Consider the following 17,765-nt stretch of genomic DNA (forward strand, 5'->3'; position numbering starts at 1 on the left):
GCCGCTAAATACGCAGCTTACCCGACCTGATGATCTCCTCGAATCTTCTTGCCGATTCCCGGATCTTTCTGCTTTGCGTCATATAGTCCACTTCTATTAACCCGAACCGCGGAGCAAAACCATCCGCCCACTCATAATTATCCAGGAGCGACCAATAGAGATAGCCGATCACGGGGGCCCCTTCCTTAATCGCCATAGCCGTGGCTTTAAGATGCTCTACGATGAACTCCGAACGCTCGGCATCATCATTTGTGCAAATACCGTTTTCTGAAATTAGAATAGGTAGTTTGTACTTTGAAAATATTTTTATGAGCATATGCAACCCTTTCGGATAAATTTCCCAACCGAGAAAATTTTTCCTATTGCCGGGGCTATCTAAAACACGCTCATCACCTGAGATAGCAGATGATAGAAACCCGCGATTGCGTACATGTTCCCGCATGTAGTAATTTAAACCGATAAAATCCAGGGTTCTCGCCGTGGAGAGCCGTATACTGAGTATCCCGGAGACCTTTGCTTTTCCAAGGATTAAGGCCTTAATAAATAGATGATTAACCACGCGATTTCTCAAGCCGGCTGAAAGCCGATCCCACAAAGAACGATCCGAGGAAGGCGCGAATATGAGCACTTGCTGAGCTATTCCGATCATAGGCCTCTTCCAACCTTTTTGAGCGTAAACTTCTTTGATCTTTCCATGAGCCAGGACATGGGCTTTGGCTAAATTTTGTACAACTTTAAATGCTTTTTTTATTGATTTCTCTCCCGGCGGCCACTGCCCGGTAACATAGCTCTTATACGCGTAAACCGTCGGTTCATTTAACGTAATCCAATACTGAACATCATTTCCCAGGTATTCCGTCGCTTTCTGGACATATTTGGCAAAAAGTTCCGGGCTTTTATCCGAAAGCCATCCCTCCCGGCTCGCCATCCATAAAGGGATAGTAAAATGATTCAATGTTACAATGGGCTCTATTCCCTTGGATTTCAGCGAAAGGATCATCTTGCGATAATGATCAAGGGCTGAGTTGTCAAATTGGCCGGGCGAAGGTTCGATACGGCTCCATTCAAGGGAAAAACGATAGGCCGTAAGCCCTAAAGTCTGAGCGAGCTTAAAATCCTCTTCAAAACGATTCCAGTGATCACAAGCCTGGCCGGAACGCATTTCCGGGGGGATATGTTGCTCCCACTGCCACCAATCGTTATTGGTATTGTTGCCTTCGACCTGATGAGAAGATGTGCCTGCTCCCCACAAAAAATATTTGGGAAATACAAATTCCTGCGGAGTTGTTTCCATATTTAAGCCCATATTTTAATTTACCGCTGTTTCCCTTACAATGAAACGCGTCACACCCACTAGAACCACCGCACCGACAAGCGCCAGTAGTAATGTGGCGACCAAACTATTGGTAGATAGCCCGGTCCTCCCAACCAACCATCCACCAAGCATAGCTCCAACAATCCCGGTCAAGATGTCCCCAGTGATCCCGAATCCCCGGCCTCTATTGAGAATCCCTGCCAACCATCCGATCATCCCGCCGATAAAGAGAAGCCACACCAAATACCTGATAGCGTCATGTTCCATGTCTCTTCTCCTTTTTATTTATGCTTTTTTGTTATTTTCAATCGCAATTTTAATAAGATCCACTAACGCCTGGTCGTTAAAAGGTTTTTGTAAAAAACCCGCCGCGCCCGCTTTTAAAACCTTCTCCTTCATGCCGCCATTTCTGTCCGCCGAAATAATAATGACCGGGCGATCGGATCCTGATGCAAGAAGATGCTTTAACGCCTCCCATCCGTCCATTCCCGGCATATGGATGTCCAGAATTAAACAACCGGTAACACTATTGGGCACAGTGCTAAAAAATTCTATTGCGGAAGTAAAAGCATCAACATTAAACCCGTATGTGCCCAGCAGGATGCTCAGCGCGCGGCAGACTGATTCGTCGTCGTCCACAATGTAAATTTGTTTCTTGTTCATGTTTGGATTGTAGAGGAAAATCGAAAAGCGGTCAATTATACTTGGGTATAACAGCCTTTTAGGAATCGAAGATTGGTTACGTTTTAGAGGAGGTGACGCCTGCTTTTTGGGCTAAGCGGATGAGCTCTGTTACGGTCTTAGCCTGCATCTTCTGCATGACACGGCCGCGGTGAACCTTGATCGTTTGAAGGGCGGTCCCCCGCTTGAAGGCAATCTGTTTACTCAGCATCCCCCTGGCTACGAGCCGGAAGACTTCCAGTTCCCGCGGAGACAGGGTCCTGACGCGGCGTTTGATCTTTGCTATTTCGGCCTGTTCTTTATTTTGAGCTGCGCTTTTTGAGATGGCAAGTGTGATGGCATCAAGCAACTTCTTCTTAGTAAAGGGTTTAGGAAGAAAATCAATAGCGCCTGCCTTCATAGTTTTTACGCTCATTGGAATATCGCCGTGTCCGGTGATAAAGATGATGGGAATGGCGATGCCCCGCTGTGTCATCATCTCCTGAAGGTTGAGCCCGTTGATACCCGGTAACTGGACATCTAGGACCAGGCATGACGGCAGCTTCGGATGCTTATACGCCAGGAAGGAGTCTGCGCGCGTGAACGCTTCAACTTTAAATCCGTGCGATCTTAGCAATAAGGAGAGAGCCCTGCACACAGAGAGATCGTCATCAACTATATAAATGATAGGCCCGCGGTTGTCCATTTAAGCGTCCTTTGCGCCGATAGGGATGGTGAAATAAAAGGTAGCGCCGCGATCAGGATTATTCTTTACGTCCAGCCGGCCGCCATGAGCCTCAATGATGGAGCGGCTGATAGACAGTCCCATACCCAAGCCATCCGGCTTGCTCGTAAAAAATCGGGTGAAGAGCTTAGATATATTTTGTGCGGGGATTCCGCATCCGGAATCCTTTACCTCCACGATAATCATGCCGGGATCTTTACGCGACGCACGAATCGATATTTCACGCTTACCTCGGCTGCTTTCAATGGCATCGAAACTGTTGCTTATGAGATTCAGGAGGACCTGTTGCAGCTGTACCCGGTCGCCAAGAACAAGCGGAAGATCGCCCTCCAACTCAATTTTTAATAAAATGTTCCTTACGGTAGCATCGGTTGCAAGAAGCGCGACGGTCTCGTCAACGAGGAAATTAATATCCAGAGGTTTCATTTCGGGCGCGGTCTTCTCTAACAGCGCACGTAATCTATGGATAACAGCCGTCGCCCGCTGGCTATCATTAATGATGTACTGAAGAGTCTCCTGTATCTTAGGCTCCCTGCCGGAGAGTATACGTTGGGCAGCTTGAGCGTACGAAAGAATAGCCGTAAGAGGCTGACTGATCTCGTGGGCCAAGGACGAGACAAACTCCGCAAGCTTTCCCACTCTGGTAACATGCAAAAGCTCCTCGCGCTGTTTAATGATCTCCAGATCCTTTTTCCGTATTAAGTTAGCGTCTGTGTGGATCCGCTTTTCCGACTTTATCCGTTCCTTTGTTCCATTCCTCAGCTGTCCATTTTTAATCTTGATCTTATCGGCTTGCCGTAGGACCAACCCCTTAAGACGCACACGCTCTCCGCTTCGGGTTCTATTTTCCGACAATGGTCTTTTCTGCGGTTTTCGCTCGAGCTCAGGTTGTTTTTTATTCATCATTTTTATTTATGGTTGTTTGCTTATACAGGTATTTAATTATAGCCCGGGAAGCTTTTTTTGCCATGCCCATGGCCTCGATGACCGTGCCTTCGCCGCCGACGATATCGCCTCCGGCATATACTTTTTTTATTGAGGTCCCCATAGTTTCTTTATCCACTATCACATCCGAGTATTTATCTATGGCGAGCGCGGGCGTTGCGCGCGTCAGCACCTGGTTCGCCATCAGGCCTATAGCGATGACGGCCATGTCGCAATTTATCTCATAATCGCTGCCGGGGATAGCGATGGGCCTTCTTCTGCCGGAGCTATCCGGCTCACCCAGTTTGCATTTCAGACAGCGCAGTTTTCTCACAAAGCTTTTATCGTCGCCGGTAAATTCTTCGGGCGAGGACAGGAACCCGAATTTTACGCCTTCCTCTTTAGCGTGTTCTATCTCGATCCTTCTTGCCGGCATCTCGGCTTCTGTGCGCCGGTATAGTATGGTGGTATCGCCCGTCATGCCCATTATCTTCTGCATCCTGAGAGCTGCCCTTGCAGCGTCCATAGCGGTATTTCCGCCGCCGATCACCACGACAGATTTGCCTATATTTACCGGAGTGTGAAACTCGGGAAATTTAAATGCCGACATAAGATTGATTCTAGTCAGGAATTCATTGGCCGAATAGACGTTGCAGAGATTTTCTCCCTTTATTCCTAGGAAAGTCGGGACCCCGGCGCCGAGGCCGAGAAATACGGCATCGTAGCCTTCCGTCAAAAGCTCGTCCAACCCTTTGGCTTTGCCTATGATGTAATTCGGCACGATCTCGACCCCCAGCTTCTTAAGGGAGTCCAGCTCGAAATCGAGAATATCGCGCGGCAGCCTGAACGGCGGTATGCCATAGCGCAAAACCCCGCCGGATACGTGGAGCGCCTCGAAGACAGTTACCTTTATACCCTCCCTCGCAAGCTCGCCTGCGCAAGCTACGCCCGCGGGGCCGGAACCGACGATCGCTACCTTATATCTTGATAATTCTCCACCCTTTTTAAGCCCAACCTCGAGGTCATTCTCCTTACCGTAATCACCGGCGAACCGCTCCAGCAGATGTATGTTGATCGCCTGTTCCGAAGCAAATGAAGATCCCTTTTTAGTGAAGACGCAAGTCTTCTCGCACTGATATTCCGCGGGACAAACCCTGCCGCAGATCGACGGGAAATCGTTCTTCTCCCGTATCGTGAAATAGGCGCCCGTATAGTCTTTTTGTGTTATCTGGTATATGAATTTCTTTATATCAATATTGACCGGGCATCCCTCGATACAGGTGGGATTTTTACATTGGATGCACCTGGCGGCTTCTTCGAGAGCTTCTTTTTCGGTATAACCCAATACGACTTCGTCGAAAGAGACGGATCTCTCATTGGCTTTACGCTCGCGGACCTTTACGGGATCTTTCTTCATAGGATCACAGTTTGCCCAGTTTGCAGATATGCTTCTCTTTATCTTCATATATTTTGCTGCGATTAATAAGCTCGTCCCAATCCACCTGATGGGCGTCGAATTCAGGGCCGTCCACACAGCTGAATAGTATCTTGCCTCCAATGGTCACTCTGCAGCATCCGCACATACCTGTCGCGTCCAGCATAACGGCATTAAGGGATACTATCGTTTTCACTTTATATTTAGCGGTAACGGAGGCCGAACGTTTCATCATCGGAATCGGACCTACCGAATAGACAAGATCATATTTCTGTTTCTGAAGAACCTCATCGAGGATGTCGGTAGTGAAGCCTTTGCGGCCATAGGAGCCGTCATCCGTTGCCACAAGTAAGTCGTCGGATACTGCCTTAAGCGCATTTTCCAGTATCAAAAGGTTCTTCGTCCTGGCGCCCAGTATGACGGTTATGTGATTTCCGGCGGCTTTCAATGCCTTGGCGACCGGGTATATCTCCGCGATGCCGACTCCTCCTCCGACAAGTATCACTTTCCCGTAATTTTTTATTTCAGTGGCGTGTCCGAGAGGCCCTACCAGAGCATACAGCGAATCGCCGGCACTCATCTCTCCAAGCAGTTTCGTTGTAAATCCCAGCTGCTGGAATATAAGCGTTATGCTTCCGATATCTTTATCCGTATCGACTATGGTCAGGGGCGTCCTCTCCCCTTTATCGCTGACCATAAGGGCGATAAATTGTCCGGGTTTCGTTTTTTTGGCGATATCGGGCGAAAGCACCTCGATCTTCGTGATCTTTACGCCGGCGGCCTCGGCGAGTGTGAGCTTTTTTAGTATCTTCATATTTTTAGAATGACGATAAATTTAAATAATGTCCACTATCTTATTTTTCGAATTAAGCCCGCGCGCAATCGATATTCTGTTCTTCTGGATATTGAAATACCCGCTCAGGGCCTTTATCAGAGCTTTGTTGGCTTTACCTTCTATTGCCGGGGATTTTACGCGCACCAGAAACTCATTATTAAGGAGCTTCTCAACGGCTTCCGTCTTAGCGCCCGGTTTGATCCTGACAGTTAGCCTCATATATCTCCCGCGCCGGCCTTCTCTATTCGTATCTGGTCTTCAGTCTGGCCAGGTATAAGAGATGCTTCTTCTCTTCGTTTACCAGTTCGGCTATCTTTTCCTGGTGCTGCGGTGTCATGTGACGCAGCAGTTCGCCGAAGAAGAGTATCGCGTCTCTTTCAAATCCCATCCCGTACCTGATAGCCGCAAGGGGGTTCCTGACATATTTTGCGAAGTTGGCGGAAGATACCTGTTTATATTGCATGTCATCTACGAGCGATTTTATATATGCTTCAAACTCTCCCTGATACGATTCGATGACTTCCGACTCCTCTACGGAATTGCGGATCTCGGTGAATTTCTGGATATGCTCTTCCTCCCAGCCTTTGAGTTTCGTAAAGAGCTCCTGCATCTCTTTATCTTTGAATTTCTTCGCGACGAGCGCATAGAAATCCCGCCGTTTCTTCTCTTTGGCGATACCCATATCGATCACTTCGGCGGCATTGAATACATTATCTGACATGAACTGCTCCTTTCGTTTGCGGGGGTTAATTCCCGAAGCAGGTCCCTAATGATATGGATGTCTTTATCAGCGGATGATCGATCGGTACGCTCCTATGCCCTTTGGCCACATCTTTAAGGTTCACCATTATCAACTTGCTCTTCTGCATAGCCACCATATTACCGAAAGATTTAGCGGCTATCATGTCAACGGCTTTTGAGCCAAGTTGTGTGGCGAGGACCCTGTCGAACGCTGTCGGCGTGCCGCCTCTCTGGAGATGACCCATCACCACGGAGCGCGTCTCGAAGCTTGTCAGCTTTTCTATCTGGTCTCCCAGGACAAAGCCTATGCCTCCCAGCCTTATAGGGTCCGAGCTCTCCTTAACCATCCTCTGGATGACTACGTCGCCGCCCTTAGGCTTTGCGCCTTCGGCGACCACGATAATAGAGAAACGCTTTCCTTTTCCATGCCGCTCTTTTACCTTATCGATTATAGATTTCATATCATACGGTATCTCGGGTATGAGTATTATATCGCCGCCGCCGGCTATGCCTGAATAGAGCGCCAGCCAACCCGCGTTATGTCCCATGACTTCGAGCACCATGACCCTGTGGTGCGATTGGGCCGTTGAGTGAAGACGGTCGATCCCTTCAGTAGCGATGGACACCGCGGTATCGAATCCGAATGTCAGATCGGTGCCGAGAATATCATTATCTATGGTTTTTGGCACACCGACGATGGGAATACCGTCTTTAAACAGCTTGTACGCTATACCGAGCGTGCCGTCACCGCCTATTACGACGAGACAATCGATATCGAGGTTCTTGATATTGCGGATAGCGACCTTTGACATATCCTTGAATTCAAAATCACCATCCTTCTTGATAGCGTATCTGTACGGATTTATCTTCTTGGTAGTTCCAAGGATCGTCCCGCCCATCGTCAATATACCGGATACATCGCGGTTTTCGAGTCTTCTGAAATTATTGTTTACCGCTCCTTCGTAGCCGTCTTCTATGCCGACGATCTCCATGTTGTAGTCATGGATGGCTTTCTTGGCAACGGCCCTTATAACGGCGTTGATGCCCGCGCAGTCGCCGCCGCCGGTCAATATCCCTATCCTCTTCTTGCTCTTTATCCGTTTTATCATATGCCTTCCCCTATAGTTTGTGGACTATTAATTCCGTTAAGACTACAATATCCTCCGTGCATAATATCCCGGAAATATTCTTATCGAACAATATACTGGCGTCGGAAGGAAACTCTTCGTCCGCTTTTGACATTTTTATGAGTATCGCGGCCTCGTCGAACGGATAGATTATTACGCTTACGTCTCCGAGCTCAACTCTTTTCGCGTTCATTCGTCCGGCAGCGGCCAATAGCGCCTCGGGATCCGCTCCGTATTTCTTTATTATGGGGTCGATAGTGCGTTTTTTAAATGCCGGATAGTAACCCTCACCGCCTTCGAGCTCATTGAAGTCGACCCACTCGCCCGATAGTTCAGGGAGCTTGCCAAAGGCCAGTTTTCTGGCAAGGTAATGAAGCAGTATTATGGTAACGTAATCTTTAGCGACTACGTTACCGGGCGTGAAGGTGACGCGTTTTTCGGTTATATGGATCTCATAAACATCCGAAAGAAATTTGATGGAAAAACGCTCTTTGCTCGTCAGGGCGCGAACGCCTTCCCATGCTTTTTCCATCGCCTGCTGATAGCTCATGAATAGAATTTTACCATAAAGGCCCGATATCTGACAATTTCAAACGCAGAAAGGCTTGCTGAAATGGTACCCCTGCCCATATTCGACGCCCAGCGACAGGAGCGTGTCGCATTCCTTCTTTGTTTCTATTCCTTCGCCTATGAGGCGGCTATTAGTATTTCTGGCCAGATCCGCCACCAGGCGGACAAGGTTCTGTTTTACGCTGTCCGTTTCCATGTTCCGGATTATATTTATATCTATCTTGATAAATTCCGGCCTTAATTCCGCGATGGCGTTCAGGCTGGAGTATCCTTCGCCGATATCATCTATGGCAACCCTCACGCCTTCGGATCTCACCTCTTTTAAGTTCATCGAAAGCATCGGGAAGTTTTTTACAAAGGTCCTTTCGGTGATTTCAAGGCATATCTGGCTCGGGGCTATTTTAGAATTGTTCAGAAACTTCAGTTTTTTGAAGTGCGGAGTGCCTGTTATGGCGGGATCGATATTTAAAAACAGGATCTCTCCGCTTTTAAGGAATACCGCCCTCTCTATAGATATATCTCTGCAAATGGAATCCAGCTCGTTGAACATGTTGACGTCTGTGGCGAAAGTAAACAGATCTGCCGGATTTTCAAATAGCGTTCCTTTTGGTCCGCGCGCCAGGGCTTCGTAACCGATCGGGACCCCGGTCTTAAGAAGAACTATCGGCTGAAATAGTATCTGCAGATTCTTTCTTTGAACGATATCCCGTAAATCTGATATCTTCCTGTTCTTTTCTTCGACGGATTCCCTGGCTTTCTCCGGCGACTTCGTTTTGAGCACTGCCTGTATCCTGACCAGCATCTCCTCGAACGGAAACTGCTTGCCCATGTAATCGGCTACGCCGAAATCAAAAGCCGTCACCTTCTCCAGTGTGGTGGTGTTTAGTGTAAGCATGATTATCGGGATATCCTCGGTGGCCTTATTCTCCTTCAGGCGCTTGCACACCGTAAGCCCGTCCATCTCCGGCATATTGATATCGAGAAGAATAAGGTCTGGTTTGAGGAGGGCTTTGCGCAGCCCTTCATGGGGGGTTGAGGCGGTGATGACCTTAAAATTGGAGCTCTCAAGCAAAAATTGAGTGGTCGACAGGAAATCTACCTCGTCGTCTATCATTAAAATAGTCTTCGCCTCTTTCATCTTAAACCCTTTTTATACCGGGATCTTAAAAATAAACGTGGAACCTTTATTGAGCTCGCTCTTGGCCCAGATGGTTCCTCCGTGAAGGTTTATCATCTCCTTGGAAATGTATAGCCCTAGCCCTGTGCCGCTGACATGATGCAGTGATCCCCCGCTTCCGAGTTGCTGAAATTTATTGAATAGTTTCGGGATATCCTCTTTCGCTATCCCCGCGCCGGTATCGGCCACGCTTACGATCAGCATATCCTTCCCCTCGGCCTGAGTTATGTTTACGCTGATCGTTATGGTGCCCTTGTTTGGAGTAAATTTAATGGCGTTGCCGATAAGGTTGGTAAGCACCTGCGTAATCCGTTTCCGGTCTATGGACACCTTACGAATATTGCGCTGCACATTTCTTGATATAGCTATCTCTTTTGTGCCGGCCCATGCCTCAAGAGAGTCGCAGGTTTCATCGATCACCTGTTCTATGTCCGATGGTTCCGGGTGCAATTCCGCTTTTTTCGCTTCCACTTTCGAGAGATCGAGCAGGTCGTCTATCAGGAGGCCCAGCCTCTTTAAGTTATTTTCGGCGATCGACAAAAACTTATTCTGTTCCTCTGTAAGCGGCCCGGATTTTTTGGCGAGCATTATCTCCACCGAATTCCGGATGGCGATGAGCGGGGTCCTAAGCTCATGCGATATGTTCGAGACAAATTGCGACTTCATAGCGTCCAGCTCTTTCTGCTTGGTGACATCCGTAAAGACCGAGACCATGCCGATGGTCTGCCCGTTTTCATTTTCGATTACGGCGTTTGAGGCCCTGAGGACCTTCTTCGTGTCCTCGCTGGTGGCTTCCATCTCTATCTCCGTCTCTTCGCTCCCTGCCTCGCGGGTCGCCAACGACATAAGCTGGGACTTCTTTATCATCCCCCGCACCGGTTTTCCCATCTGGTCCGCCTTGTCGACATCGAGCAATTTCTCAGCCGCCGGATTCATCATGATGACCTCGCCGCGGTCGTTGAGGACCACCAGGCCTTCGGCGACGCTCCTTACAATTGAGTCTATCTGTTTCTTCTCGACAAGCGTCTGTTTGTATTTTTGATCGACCTCTCCGTATTGGATATTTTTTTCTTTTATTATATCGTTGAACTTCTTACTCACCTCTTCCAGTATAGTATCGGTCTCTTTGGCGAAGCCGCTGTGCCTCAGCTTGGTCAGCGTTAAGGCAGCGCGTTCGCTTAGGTCGTGAGGATCGAATGGCCCGTCAATTTTACCGTGTATTTTAGGACTTATGACGGGACTGGTCCATTCGTTGGGCGTGGGCTCCGGATTTTTATCGATCGTCTTTAGAGACCTAAAATATTTCGACCATAGGAAGGCTAATATGGCCGCCAGTATGCCAAGGTAAACGAAATGCATTCCGGTAAGTCCTTCAGTTTCAGCTGCCATGGATACATTATACTATATCATTGAAAGCGGAACCATTAATTTTATTGGATAAATCATTGCGTTAGATTATAATGATTCAATGATATACGATAGATTTCAGGAAGAGGCGATCCGCTGGATCAACGAAGGCCATTCGGTAATAGTCTCCGCTCCGACAGGCGCGGGAAAGACGGCGATCGCCGAACATGTTATAGAAACCTGTATTCTAGAGCGCCGGGGCGTAATATATACGGCCCCGATAAAGGCTCTATCCAACCAGAAGTACCGCGATTTTCAGAAGAAATATCAGGATACGATAGGAATATTGACCGGAGATGTCTCCATTAACGCGGATGCTCCGGTCCTTATAATGACGACCGAGATATTCCGTAATAAGGTCCTCGACAAGCCGGAGGATCTTAAAAAGTATTCCTGGATAATCTTTGACGAAGTGCACTATATAGACAATCCCGAGCGCGGCACGGTCTGGGAAGAGTCCCTGATATTTTTACCGGCGCATATGAATATCCTGGCCCTTTCGGCGACGATACCTAATATCGGGCAGTTCGCGCAGTGGATCGAATCTATACATAAAAAGACGGTGAAGGTTGTGATCGAAAACAAGCGCCCGGTCCCCCTCCATTTTTTCTATCAGTGCCATAACCAGGTTTTCGATAACCTGAATAATATACGCCGCGCCAGGAGCTACAAAGTCAATACGACGAACGCGCTGATAAAACATGTCCGCGAACAGGATGAGCTGCCCTGCATATATTTCGTATTCGGAAGAAAGCGCGCCGAGTATCTGGCAGACGAGCTTTATAATTTCAACTTTCTTACGGAGCACGAACAGGCCGAGATTACGAATATGTATGATAGCCTCCTGGAGAGGTTTGACCTCAAGAATGAGAAGAGCGCTGTCAGGATGCAGCCGCTCATCGAGCGCGGCATCGCGTTCCATCATGCGGGAATGCTTCCCACGCTGAAGGAGGTCATCGAACGGCTCTTTACGAGCCGCCTCCTGAAAGTGATATTCACTACCGAGACCTTCGCCCTCGGCATAAATATGCCCAGCCGTTCGGTGATATTCGATGAGGTAAGAAAGTTCTACGGCACTTACATCAGAAACCTCAAGACGCGCGATTTCTATCAGATGGCCGGCCGCGCAGGCAGGCGCGGCATCGACTCCGAAGGGTTCGTTTACACCCGCATAAATCTCGGGCGCACGAGGATTGACGAGGTACGCAGCATAATTTACGGTAAGCCGGAGGATGTGAAGAGCCAGTTCAACGCTTCTTACGCCACTATACTGAACCTTTACGATAAATACCAGGAAGACCTTTTTAAGATATACCCCCTATCGCTGCATTTTTTCCAGACGAAACCGCATCAGCAGGCCGAGGCGACCAGGCTTATGGGTGCGAAGCTTAAGCTATTGAAGGAGTTCGGATGCATCAGTGAGGGTGCTCTTACGATGAAGGGGCAATTCGCTAAAGCGGTTTACGGATATGAGCTGCTATTGGCGGAGCTTTACGGCCAGGGCGTGTTCGAAGAGCTGGACGAGATATCCCTGGGCGTCATCGCGGTTTCGGCCGTCTTCGAGCCCAGGAAGAACCAGCAGTTCCCTACGGGTTTATCTAAAAGCACGATAGAAGTAAAGAAGATAAGCGAGCAGATCTACTTTGAGACGAGGCGCAAGGAGACGCGCGCGAAGATCTATCCTTTCAGCAAGATGCCGTATTTCCATCTCGCCAAGGCCATGGAGTGTTGGCTGAATGGCATGGCTTTCCAGAAGATCCTGCAGTTCACGGATACCGACGAGGGCGAGCTCATCCGCTATTTCAGGATGGCGGTGCAGGTATTGAGGGAGATCAAAGACGCTCCCATATCGCCCGATTTGAAATCAAGGATCACCAAGGCCCTCCACTACATAAGCCGCGATGTCATCGACGCGGAGAAGCAGCTCCGCGAAGGGTAGATTTTTCGGCCTCTCAGTCCGGCGTTTACTTTCGGGCAATGCTTCCGCTTGCCGCTCGCTCGGAATAGGCTTCCTCGCTCGCTGTTGATAAAATTTCGATGATGAAGCCTGTACCGCCTATAGGTATCGAAATTTTATAAAGTCGCTTCAGCATCGCCCGAAAGTTCCGCCATCTGACTATTAGCCGAAAAATTTACTGGAAGGATGAGTAGAGAGTGAGATTGGGACAGTGAGCGGAGACGAAAATATCGCAGCAGGCAGAGGTTCTTACCGGCTGACGCACCTCATGGCTTTATGAAGCGGCGAATTGAATTTTTTCGCCAGAGTATGACATGACAGTGGGTGCGCAAGGCCGCCTAGCAAGAGAATAACTTTACGTTGAGCGAATATGAAGGTGCGTGAACCACTACACATATTCGCGATACGTAAACCGCAGCGCACGGCGAAAATAATTCATCGCCGCGAATAAAGACATGAGGTACGGCAGGCCCCGTAAAAACATACTGCGTAACGAGGATATTTTCGCTATAGCGAGGGGTTGAAGTAGCCCATTCTGAGGTGGGGAAATTCTTTGCGTAGTGAGTCGATTACAGTTTTTATACCCAGTAGTTCTGAGCTCTTCGGCCATGCTTCAAGCTCTTCGAAATACCGCATCGGGTCATAATTGAGGTTGCGCCACTGGACCATATCTATCTTGTATCTGGAAGCCAGGTTTCCGAAGGCCATAAATTCATCTTTTGTATCGGTGAAACCCGGCATCGTTAAATAGTTAATAGAGACGAATGCTTTCTTCTCTTTCACTATTTTTATAGACTCCATTACGTCCTTAAGCTCGTACCCCCTCGGCCTGTAATATTTTGCGTAATAGGCTTCTCTCGCGCTATTTAAGCTGATCCGGACGCTATCGAGGCCTGCGTCCAATAATCTGGCGAGCGCTTCGGGTCTCGAGCCATTGGAGTTCATATGTATGGTGCCGCCTTCAGTGTTTTTCCGGATGAGCATTATCGATTTCTCTATGAGCTTATCCTGAAGAAGCGGCTCTCCCTCGCACCCTTGCCCGAAACTCACTATGGGCCGCTTTACGTTTTCGATATGAAACAATGCTATCTGGCTGACTTCTTCAGCTGTCGGAACAAATTTTATTCTCGGCTGCGATGCAGGACATTTTTTGTCCGGCTGGAATGATATACACCCTGTGCACGAGGCGTTACAGGATGGAGATGTTGGCAGTGGCGCTTCATATCTGCCTAAGAAAAAATTCTGCGCATTAGGGCACCCGTAAATGAGAGCGCAGGCCTTAAGATGCTCTATGAGCCTGTTTTTAGGGAAGAGCTTCGCTAATTTTACAATCCCCTTTCGTACAAGCGCCATATCTATATAGCGGCAATCATGCCGCCTGTCTTTGTCTATATGGATAGCAGCGGCATATAGTTCGTTTTTATACATACAAGCCGCGGCATATGCAAATAATGGGAGCTGTTTAGGATTGCCAATCGGGGTATAGGCGGCCGAGTAGGTTGCGGTATATCCGCTCGCCAGGAAAACCGCAACCGCAAACGCTCCTTCTATAACTATAAACCTGCCTGTTGCGGCATCGTAACCTATAGCGGACCTTGATGGCAGAATGAAGAGCCTGGACGCCGGGGGCAGTTTTATGAGATCGAGGCATTCTAACCTGAATATGAGTCCGCCTTTCATACCTGCCGCTTTCAGGTGTGTGTCAAAAGAGATATTCCCTTTTATGTCCGATACGAGCAGTCTAGGCATATCAGCTATAGAATTCCTTAATAATGTTCATCTTGCCGAGTGACTTGAGTGCCTCGATAACATATCTTTTATTGCCGGGATTCTTGAATTGTATGAGCGCGCGCTGGAGCTTCTTCTCGCGAAGGTTTTTCGCCACATATACGTCCTGCCGGGTAAATGGGTCTTTTCCGGTGTAGAACATTGCTCCTGATGCGGTCATCGGAAGCGGAATAAAATCCTGGATCTGTTCCGGATAGACATGCATCTTTTTTAATTCAAGCGAAAGATTCAGGGAATCTTCCAGTCTGGCTCCGGGATGCCCTACTATGATATAATTCACGAGAAATTGTTTCTTATTAAGTTTTTTGTTAACAGCATCGAAGCGCTGGACGAAATGTTCATATACGCTAAAGCGCGGCTTTCGCATAAGGTCGAGCACATGCGCCTGGCCGTGCTCGGGCGCGACTTTCAACTGCCCGCTGACATGGTGAGCGCACAGCTCTCTCAGGTATTCGTCGGATTCGTTATCGTTCAGCAGATCATATCGGACGCCGCTCCCGACAAATATATGTTTGACGCGCTCGATCGAGCCTGCGTGTTTCCAGAGTTCTATCATCTTAGAATAGCCGAGTTTAAGGTTCTTGCATTTTGCCGGGAAAAGGCATCTGCGGTCCTTGCAGGCGCCTTTATTTTTCCATAGATCGCAATGCGCCTCATAAAGATTTGCGGTCGCTCCTCCTATGTCGGTGATAGTGCCGTTAAAATCGGGCTGAGATGCCAGGGTTTTTATTTCTTTTAGTATGGATTCAGCGCTTCGGCTCTGGATGATCCTGCCCTGATGGGCGTAGAGAGAACAGAAGCTGCACTCTCCGGGGCACCCCCTGTGCGATATGATCGAATATTTTACCGTTTCGAAACCCGGCACTCCGCCAGCCTTCTTATAACTGGGATGCGGCGATCTTGCGAACGGCAGTTTGTATATTCTGTCCATCTCTTTTGTGGATAACGGTTTCGCGCATGGGAGCTGGATCACGAAGCGAGCGGCATGGCGCTGTATTATCGTGCGGCCCCGCAGAGGATCCTGCTCCATATATGCGAGCCGGAAGGCTTCATTGAATTTATCTTTACTGTAGCTTGCCTCTTCAAATGAAGGTATCGATACGGCATCGTTAAAATTATCTATCGAATTCCTGACGATGACCGTTCCGCGTATGTCGTTCAGATCTTTTATCCTTTCACCATCCCGCAGGCGTCTCGCTATTTCGGCTATCTGTACTTCGCCCATCCCGTATACAAGGATATCTGCCTTGGAATCAAGCAGTATCGACCTGCGGAGGGTATCCGACCAGTAGTCATAGTGAGCGAGCCTGCGCATGCTTGCCTCGATACCGCCGATGACGATCGGTATATTACCAAAAGCCTGGCGTATCTTGTTCGTGTATATAAGCGTTGCGCGGTCAGGACGCAGATCTGTCTTACCTCCGGGCGAATACTCATCCTCGCTTCTAAATTTCTTGTTAGCGGTATAATTGGCGATCATCGAGTCCAGGTTGCCCGCAGTGACGCCAAAAAATAATCGCGGCCGGCCCATCCTCTTTAGGGAGTCTGGGTTCTTCAGGTCGGGCTGGGCTATTATACCGACCTTATATCCTTCAGATTCAAGGACCCTTCCGATGACGGCCCCTCCATAAGACGGGTGATCGACGTAGGCATCACCGGTCACTATTATTATGTCGAGATAGCTCCACCCTAGCGCGGACATCTCCTCTTTCGTCATCGGTAAAAAATCACTCATATGTAATAGCCATTATTTTTTTATAGACTTCATTAAAGTCTTTGGTCTTACAGGTATAATCAGCTATTCTTTTCAGCTTAGCGCTTGAGCAGTTGAAGGCGATAAAGAAACCGGAATTTCTGGCAAGCGGTATATCGCCTTCGGTATCACCCACGCTTATTACCTCGTGCGGTTTCACCTTGAACTTTTTGTAAATTTCCGCCAGCGCCGTATGTTTCGCGCCGTGTTCGAGGTTTATCTTCACGCCGCCGGTCAGTAAACCGTTCCGTGAGGAGAGTAGGTTTGATATGGCATAATCGAATTTCAGCTCAGATCTTACCCGTTCCGTCATGAATTGCAGGCCGGTGGATACAGCGGCTAACTTGAATCCCTGTCTTTTTAATTTAGTTATCGAGCGCGCAGCGTTCTTCGAGTAACGCACGCTTCTGAATATCGAGCGTATCTTTCTGATACGCATTCCCTTCCAATGGGCGGCGTCAAGTTCGCAGAATTTTCTGTAGGATATCTTACCGGCGAAGAAGTCTTCCTGATAACGGAACGCGCGATTTGACCAGAGGCGGAGTTTCTCATGGATATAGCGCCACGAGCTGATGTGACGGGTTATGGTGCCGTCGATATCGAATATTATCAGCTTATACTTCATCTATAATATTTTTAGCAGGGAGAGCCCGGTCCCGGGGTCGATCTCTTTAGTCGCCCTTACCCCTTTTAGTTCAAATACCACCGCCTCTATAACCAGGAATACTTTGGATTTTTTGCGGACACATCCGGTGAGGGTCTTGAGCTTTTTGCCCATCGAGGCATGCAGATGTATTTGCGGGCCCTTTGAGTTAGTATATATGGTGCCGATACCCATAACCTCCCAGGCATCTTTAAATCCGACCCAGTTAGGCTCAGGTGGTATAACGGGTTTTTTGGGCCCGGTCACGAGATCGCCTTTTTTCAGGGCGCCTATAAATACGAGCGTAGCGGCCCTTATCTTCTCTTTTCTGGCGAGCTTATCAAGCTCGTCTAACAGCACATCGTCGTCGTTGAATTTTATCAAAAATATTCTGCCTATGGAGCCTTTAGTATATTTCATGTCCTGTGCTCCTGGTCTAACAATATAGTAGCTCTATTCTTTATGATCTCGAGAAATCCGTTGGTCTTCGAGTCTAAAGCCGTTGTCTTTCCGGAGGCGTCTTTCAGAGTTATCTTTCCGGGGAGGAGAGTTGTCATCAGGGGGGCATGGTCGGCCAGTATTCCCAGATAGCCGATCTCTCCCGGAGCGACCAGCGACTGCAGGTCGCCCTCGAATATCTTTTTATCGCTCGATAGGATAGTCAGGTGAAATAACTTTGGCACGATGA

The 17,765-nt window shown here is 48.5% G+C and carries 19 protein-coding genes; 1 reads left to right on the forward strand and 18 read right to left on the reverse strand.

Features of this window, described 5'->3' with window-relative positions; genetic code table 11:
- Nucleotides 1-4: 4 nt before the first annotated feature.
- The 13 genes from NTY76_03400 to NTY76_03460 form a co-directional block, all read right to left on the reverse strand.
- Nucleotides 5-1,294, reverse strand: coding sequence for a glycoside hydrolase family 1 protein (locus tag NTY76_03400; GenBank protein MCX5678136.1), 1,290 nt, complete (start codon nucleotides 1,292-1,294; stop codon nucleotides 5-7).
- Nucleotides 1,295-1,309: 15 nt separating this feature from the next.
- On the reverse strand, nucleotides 1,310-1,531 hold the full coding sequence (locus NTY76_03405) for a GlsB/YeaQ/YmgE family stress response membrane protein (protein MCX5678137.1): 222 nt from the start codon (nucleotides 1,529-1,531) through the stop codon (nucleotides 1,310-1,312).
- A gap of 69 nt (nucleotides 1,532-1,600) precedes the next feature.
- Nucleotides 1,601-1,978, reverse strand: a complete 378-nt coding sequence (locus NTY76_03410; GenBank protein ID MCX5678138.1) for a response regulator — start codon at nucleotides 1,976-1,978, stop codon at nucleotides 1,601-1,603.
- 76 nt (nucleotides 1,979-2,054) lie between these two features.
- A complete protein-coding gene (locus tag NTY76_03415; protein MCX5678139.1) occupies nucleotides 2,055-2,681 on the reverse strand; it encodes a response regulator in 627 nt (208 codons plus the stop codon).
- Nucleotides 2,682-3,542, reverse strand: a complete 861-nt coding sequence (locus NTY76_03420; protein MCX5678140.1) for an ATP-binding protein — start codon at nucleotides 3,540-3,542, stop codon at nucleotides 2,682-2,684.
- A 73-nt stretch (nucleotides 3,543-3,615) separates the two neighbouring features.
- On the reverse strand, nucleotides 3,616-5,061 hold the full coding sequence (gene gltA, locus NTY76_03425) for an NADPH-dependent glutamate synthase (GenBank protein MCX5678141.1): 1,446 nt from the start codon (nucleotides 5,059-5,061) through the stop codon (nucleotides 3,616-3,618).
- A 4-nt stretch (nucleotides 5,062-5,065) separates the two neighbouring features.
- Nucleotides 5,066-5,893, reverse strand: a complete 828-nt coding sequence (locus tag NTY76_03430) for a sulfide/dihydroorotate dehydrogenase-like FAD/NAD-binding protein (GenBank protein ID MCX5678142.1) — start codon at nucleotides 5,891-5,893, stop codon at nucleotides 5,066-5,068.
- Nucleotides 5,894-5,914: 21 nt separating this feature from the next.
- Complete coding sequence (locus NTY76_03435) at nucleotides 5,915-6,133, reverse strand: DUF167 domain-containing protein (protein MCX5678143.1); 219 nt, start codon at nucleotides 6,131-6,133, stop codon at nucleotides 5,915-5,917.
- 22 nt (nucleotides 6,134-6,155) lie between these two features.
- Nucleotides 6,156-6,635 carry a ferritin family protein gene (locus NTY76_03440; protein ID MCX5678144.1) on the reverse strand — a complete coding sequence of 160 codons (480 nt, stop codon included), beginning with the start codon at nucleotides 6,633-6,635 and terminating at the stop codon, nucleotides 6,156-6,158.
- Nucleotides 6,636-6,660: 25 nt separating this feature from the next.
- On the reverse strand, nucleotides 6,661-7,764 hold the full coding sequence (locus NTY76_03445) for an ATP-dependent 6-phosphofructokinase (protein MCX5678145.1): 1,104 nt from the start codon (nucleotides 7,762-7,764) through the stop codon (nucleotides 6,661-6,663).
- 10 nt (nucleotides 7,765-7,774) lie between these two features.
- Nucleotides 7,775-8,314 (reverse strand): DUF3786 domain-containing protein, encoded by a 540-nt coding sequence (locus NTY76_03450; GenBank protein MCX5678146.1) that lies wholly within the window; start codon nucleotides 8,312-8,314, stop codon nucleotides 7,775-7,777.
- 57 nt (nucleotides 8,315-8,371) lie between these two features.
- Nucleotides 8,372-9,490 carry an EAL domain-containing response regulator gene (locus tag NTY76_03455; GenBank protein MCX5678147.1) on the reverse strand — a complete coding sequence of 373 codons (1,119 nt, stop codon included), beginning with the start codon at nucleotides 9,488-9,490 and terminating at the stop codon, nucleotides 8,372-8,374.
- Nucleotides 9,491-9,502: 12 nt separating this feature from the next.
- On the reverse strand, nucleotides 9,503-10,918 hold the full coding sequence (locus NTY76_03460) for an ATP-binding protein (protein MCX5678148.1): 1,416 nt from the start codon (nucleotides 10,916-10,918) through the stop codon (nucleotides 9,503-9,505).
- 79 nt (nucleotides 10,919-10,997) lie between these two features.
- On the opposite strand from NTY76_03460, the gene NTY76_03465 reads away from it, so the two are divergent.
- Nucleotides 10,998-12,875, forward strand: a complete 1,878-nt coding sequence (locus NTY76_03465) for a DEAD/DEAH box helicase (protein ID MCX5678149.1) — start codon at nucleotides 10,998-11,000, stop codon at nucleotides 12,873-12,875.
- Nucleotides 12,876-13,400: 525 nt separating this feature from the next.
- Here NTY76_03465 and NTY76_03470 read toward each other — a convergent pair.
- The 5 genes from NTY76_03470 to NTY76_03490 are packed head-to-tail and all read right to left on the reverse strand — an operon-like array spanning nucleotide 13,401 to nucleotide 17,760.
- Nucleotides 13,401-14,642, reverse strand: a complete 1,242-nt coding sequence (locus NTY76_03470) for a radical SAM protein (GenBank protein MCX5678150.1) — start codon at nucleotides 14,640-14,642, stop codon at nucleotides 13,401-13,403.
- Between the two features lies 1 nt (nucleotide 14,643).
- Nucleotides 14,644-16,416, reverse strand: coding sequence for a YgiQ family radical SAM protein (locus NTY76_03475; GenBank protein ID MCX5678151.1), 1,773 nt, complete (start codon nucleotides 16,414-16,416; stop codon nucleotides 14,644-14,646).
- Nucleotides 16,409-17,059: an HAD family phosphatase gene (locus tag NTY76_03480; GenBank protein ID MCX5678152.1), complete on the reverse strand. Its 651-nt coding sequence runs from the start codon at nucleotides 17,057-17,059 to the stop codon at nucleotides 16,409-16,411. The genes NTY76_03475 and NTY76_03480 overlap by 8 nt, the downstream gene beginning before the upstream one ends.
- On the reverse strand, nucleotides 17,060-17,497 hold the full coding sequence (locus NTY76_03485) for a DUF296 domain-containing protein (GenBank protein ID MCX5678153.1): 438 nt from the start codon (nucleotides 17,495-17,497) through the stop codon (nucleotides 17,060-17,062).
- Nucleotides 17,494-17,760 carry a F0F1 ATP synthase subunit epsilon gene (locus NTY76_03490; GenBank protein MCX5678154.1) on the reverse strand — a complete coding sequence of 89 codons (267 nt, stop codon included), beginning with the start codon at nucleotides 17,758-17,760 and terminating at the stop codon, nucleotides 17,494-17,496. The genes NTY76_03485 and NTY76_03490 overlap by 4 nt, the downstream gene beginning before the upstream one ends.
- Between the last annotated feature and the right edge of the window lie 5 nt (nucleotides 17,761-17,765).

This window comes from Candidatus Omnitrophota bacterium (assembly GCA_026387175.1).
In the GTDB taxonomy this organism is placed as follows: Bacteria; Omnitrophota; Gorgyraeia; order 2-01-FULL-45-10; family 2-01-FULL-45-10; genus CAIMPC01.